The following is a 3,981-nucleotide window of genomic DNA, read 5'->3' on the forward strand; positions in this document are numbered from 1 at the left end:
GCGGCTGGGCGGGGTGGACGGGCGCGGGGGCTGCGCGGCCGGCCTGCGGCTGGGCGGGGTGGACGGGCGCGCAGCGCCCTTCAGGGGCGCGGGGAACTGCGCGACCAGCCACGACGTGCCCGCAGGGACCCACCGGCCCGATCAAGGGGCGCGAGGAACCGCGCGACCAGCCCCCACCCGGCCCGCGGCCGAACCACCAGGGCCAGGCCGGCCTTTCAGAGGCGCGAGGAACCGCGCGACCAGGCCCCCACCCGGCCGCGGCTACGGGAGTTCGGAGACCTTGCCGTCCGCTACCTCGAAGCGGCGCGTCACGTGTACCGCGTCCAGCATTCTGCGGTCGTGGGTCACCAGCAGCAGCGTGCCCTCGTACGAGTCGAGGGCCTGTTCCAGTTGTTCGATGGCCGGGAGGTCGAGGTGGTTGGTCGGTTCGTCCAGGACCAGGAGGTTCACTCCTCGCCCCTGGAGCAGCGCCAGCGCTGATCGTGTGCGTTCGCCGGGGGAGAGAGTCGCCGCCGGTCGCAGGACGTGCTCCGCCTTGAGGCCGAACTTGGCCAGCAGGGTGCGGACCTCCGCCGGTTCCGTGTCGGGGACAGCCGCACAGAACGCGTCCAGCAGCGACTCGGAGCCGAGGAAGAGCCTGCGGGCCTGGTCCACCTCACCGACCACCACCCCCGAGCCGAGCGCGGCGTGCCCCGCGTCCAGCGGGACCCGGCCCAGCAGGGCGCCCAGCAGCGTCGACTTGCCCGCGCCGTTCGCGCCCGTGACCGCGATACGGTCCGCCCAGTCGATCTGTACGGTCACCGGACCGAGCGTGAAGCCCGCGCGGCGCACCTCCGCGTCCCGCAGGGTCGCGACCACCGAGCCGGAGCGCGGGGCCGCCGCGATCTCCATGCGCAGCTCCCACTCCTTGCGCGGCTCCTCGACCACGTCCAGGCGTTCGATCATGCGCTGGGTCTGGCGGGCCTTCGCGGCCTGCTTCTCGCTGGCCTCGCTGCGGAACTTGCGGCCGATCTTGTCGTTGTCGTTGTTCGCCTTGCGCCGGGCGTTCTTGACGCCCTTGTCCATCCAGCCGCGCTGCATCTGCGCCCGGTCCTGGAGCGCGGAGCGCTTGTCGGCGTACTCCTCGTAGTCGTCGCGGGCGTGCCTGCGGGCGACGTCCCGCTCCTCCAGATAGGCCTCGTAGCCGCCGCCGTACAGCCTGATCTGCTGCTGGGCGAGGTCGAGTTCGAGGACCTTGGTGACCGTGCGGGTGAGGAACTCGCGGTCGTGGCTGACGACGAGTGTGCCGGCGCGCAGGCCCTTGACGAAGCGTTCCAGGCGTTCGAGGCCGTCGAGGTCCAGGTCGTTCGTGGGCTCGTCGAGCAGGAAGATGTCGTAGCGGGAGAGGAGGAGAGAGGCCAGACCCGCTCTTGCCGCCTGGCCGCCGGACAAGGACGTCATTGGCTGGTCCAGGTCCACGGTCAGGGCCAGGGAGTCGGCGACCTCCTCCGCCCGTTCGTCCAGGTCGGCGCCGCCGAGGTCGAGCCAGCGCTCCAGGCTCACCGAGTAAGCGTCGTCCGAGCCCGGGGCCCCGTCCACCAGCATCTGGGTCGCCTCGTCCATGATCCGCTGGGCCTCGGCCACGCCCGTGCGGCGGGCGAGGAACTCGCGGACGGTCTCGCCCTCCCGGCGCTCCGGTTCCTGCGGGAGGTGACCGACGCTCGCGCTCGGCGGCGACAGGCGCAGTTCGCCCTGTTCGGGCGGGAGCAGCCCGGCGAGCATCCTGAGCAGCGTGGACTTGCCCGCGCCGTTGGCACCGACGAGCCCGATGACGTCCCCGGGCGCGACGACGAGGTCGAGCCCGGAGAAGAGCGAGCGGTCGCCGTGGCCGGCGGCGAGGTTCTTGGCGACGAGGGTGGCAGTCATCAGAAGGCCGATCCTAGCTGGCGCGCGCGGTGGGCCGCGTCCGGGATTTCACCGGGTCATCGGCTCCACCAGCACGGTTCCCGACGAACGCGCCACGATGAACGACTCCCCCTTCACCGCCTTCGCGTCCAGGGCGACACGGTGCCGGCCGGCTTCGAGGATGCCGTCGAAGACCTCCGCCGTGTGGGTGCGGGACAGCCGGTCAAGGCGGTACGCCGTGAGGTGGACGCGGCAGGTGGAGGTGACCTCCATGTCCACCGCGCCGTCCGTGGCGGCCAGGCGGACCAGGCGGCGCTGTTCCAGCGGGCCGCGGTCCAGGGCGTGTTCGATCTGGGCGACGAGGAGCGGGACGATCGGGGCGAGTCCGTCGACGTACGCCACCTCGACACCGGCGCGGTCGAAGGAGCGGCGTACGGCGGCACGCTCCTCCTCGTCGATCGCGCGGCCGAAGGCGACGGCGCCGTAGCCGCGCAGCTCGTCGGCGGGGACGTCGGTGGCGTCCCGGGTGATGTCCGCGCCGATGCCGATGGTGCGCAGCGCGGCGGCGAGCCGGGCGAGGACGGCGACCCGGGCGCCGATCAGCAGGACCCGCCGGCGGGCCGTGCCGGACCCGGCGGAGTGGGCCGCCTCGGTGGTCTCCGCGGTGTCGAGGAGGGAGCCGAGCGCCTCCCGGTACGCGGCGCCCGGGAAGCGGAAGGGCCCGATGCCGTGGTAGCCGTTGAGCTCCAGGTCGGCGTGGGTGTCGGTCTGCCAGGCGAAGTCGCGCCACACATAGTCGTCGCCGTCCTTCTCGATGGCCGCCGTCACCGCGCCGCACGCGAGGTCGGCGCACTCGGGACAGCCGTAGATGATGTACCGGCCGCCCGCCAGGGGTGCGTCGGCCTCCAGGAGCAGGCCGCGGACCTGGGCGGTGAAGATCGCGGGCGGGACGTCGGAGGCGAGCGGGGAGACCGCGTCGAGGTCGGAGAGCTGGTGGAGGAGGGGGCGTCCGTCGACGATGAAGTCGAGGAAGTCCCGGTGGACTTGGTAGTCACCGTTGGCGAGGACTCCACCGGCACGCATCGCCGGGGCCAGGCCGAAGGTGGCGTACTCGGCAGACATGGTGTGAGTATCCCCAGACTGGGACCGGTCTGAGCACTGCATGACATATTCCGCTACGTTCTCCCGATGGAGACACGGCGGAGTGGCGAAGTGATCGTGGTCGGCGGCGGGGTCATCGGGCTGACGACGGCGGTGGTGCTGGCCGAGCGCGGGCGCCGGGTCCGGGTGTGGACGCGGGAGCCCGCCGAGCGGACCACCTCGGCGGTTGCGGGCGCGCTGTGGTGGCCGTACCGGATCGAGCCGGAGGCGTTCGCCGGGGAGTGGGCGCTGGAGTCGCTGTCCGTCTACGAGGAGTTGGCCGAGCGGTCCGAGCGGACGGGCGTACGCATGGTCGAGGGTGTACAGACCGGGCTGCGGCTGGACGGGCTGGGGCCGTGGGCGGCTCGGGTGCCCGAGCTGCGGGAGACGGACGAAGGGCTGTGGGCGCGGCTGCCGTTGATCGACATGCCGGTGCATCTGGGGTGGCTGCGGGAGCGGTTCCTGGCGGCGGGTGGGGTCGTGGAGGAACGGTACGTCAGCGATCTCGCCGAGGTGGCGGGGGCGGACGGGGCGGATGTCGTCGTCAACTGCACGGGGATCGGGGCGCGCGAGCTGGTGCCGGATCCGGCGGTGCGTCCCGTGCGGGGGCAGTTGGTCGTCGTGGAGAACCCGGGGATCACGACGTGGTTCGTGGCGGCGGGGCACACCGACGCGGAGACGACTTACTTCTTTCCGCAGCCCGGTGGCCTGATCCTGGGCGGCACGGCCGAGGAGGACGAGTGGTCGCTCGTCCCCGATCCGGCGGTGGCGGAGAAGATCGTGCGGCGGTGCGCCGAGGTGCGGCCGGAGATCGCCAGGGCGCGGGTGCTCGGGCATCGGGTCGGGCTGCGGCCCACCCGTGAGTCGGTGCGTCTGGAGCGGGAAGTCCTCGCGGACGGGCGGGTGTTGGTGCACAACTATGGGCACGGGGGTGCCGGGGTCACGGTGGCGTGGGGC

Annotated in this window: 3 protein-coding genes; 1 reads left to right on the forward strand and 2 read right to left on the reverse strand. The window is 72.6% G+C overall.

The genetic code is table 11. From position 1 onward, the window contains the following. Positions 1-261: 261 nt before the first annotated feature. Both AOK08_RS35015 and AOK08_RS35020 read right to left on the reverse strand, forming a co-directional pair. Positions 262-1,905, reverse strand: a complete 1,644-nt coding sequence (locus AOK08_RS35015; protein ID WP_055533518.1) for an ABC-F family ATP-binding cassette domain-containing protein — start codon at positions 1,903-1,905, stop codon at positions 262-264. A gap of 48 nt (positions 1,906-1,953) precedes the next feature. Beyond that, positions 1,954-3,006, reverse strand: coding sequence for a hypothetical protein (locus AOK08_RS35020; RefSeq protein WP_055533520.1), 1,053 nt, complete (start codon positions 3,004-3,006; stop codon positions 1,954-1,956). 66 nt (positions 3,007-3,072) lie between these two features. Here AOK08_RS35020 and AOK08_RS35025 point away from each other — a divergent pair. Beyond that, positions 3,073-3,981: FAD-dependent oxidoreductase (locus AOK08_RS35025; RefSeq protein WP_198539487.1), on the forward strand; the 909-nt coding region annotated here is incomplete at its 3' end.

This window comes from Streptomyces graminilatus (genome assembly GCF_001418565.1).
GTDB lineage: Bacteria > Actinomycetota > Actinomycetes > Streptomycetales > Streptomycetaceae > Streptomyces > Streptomyces graminilatus.

Bases quoted from the DNA above. Each gene is read 5' to 3' on its own strand.
- AOK08_RS35015 (WP_055533518.1), bottom strand. From the start codon at position 1,905: ATGACTGCCACCCTCGTCGCCAAGAACCTCGCCGCCGGCCACGGCGAC.
- AOK08_RS35020 (WP_055533520.1), bottom strand. From the start codon at position 3,006: ATGTCTGCCGAGTACGCCACCTTCGGCCTGGCCCCGGCGATGCGTGCC.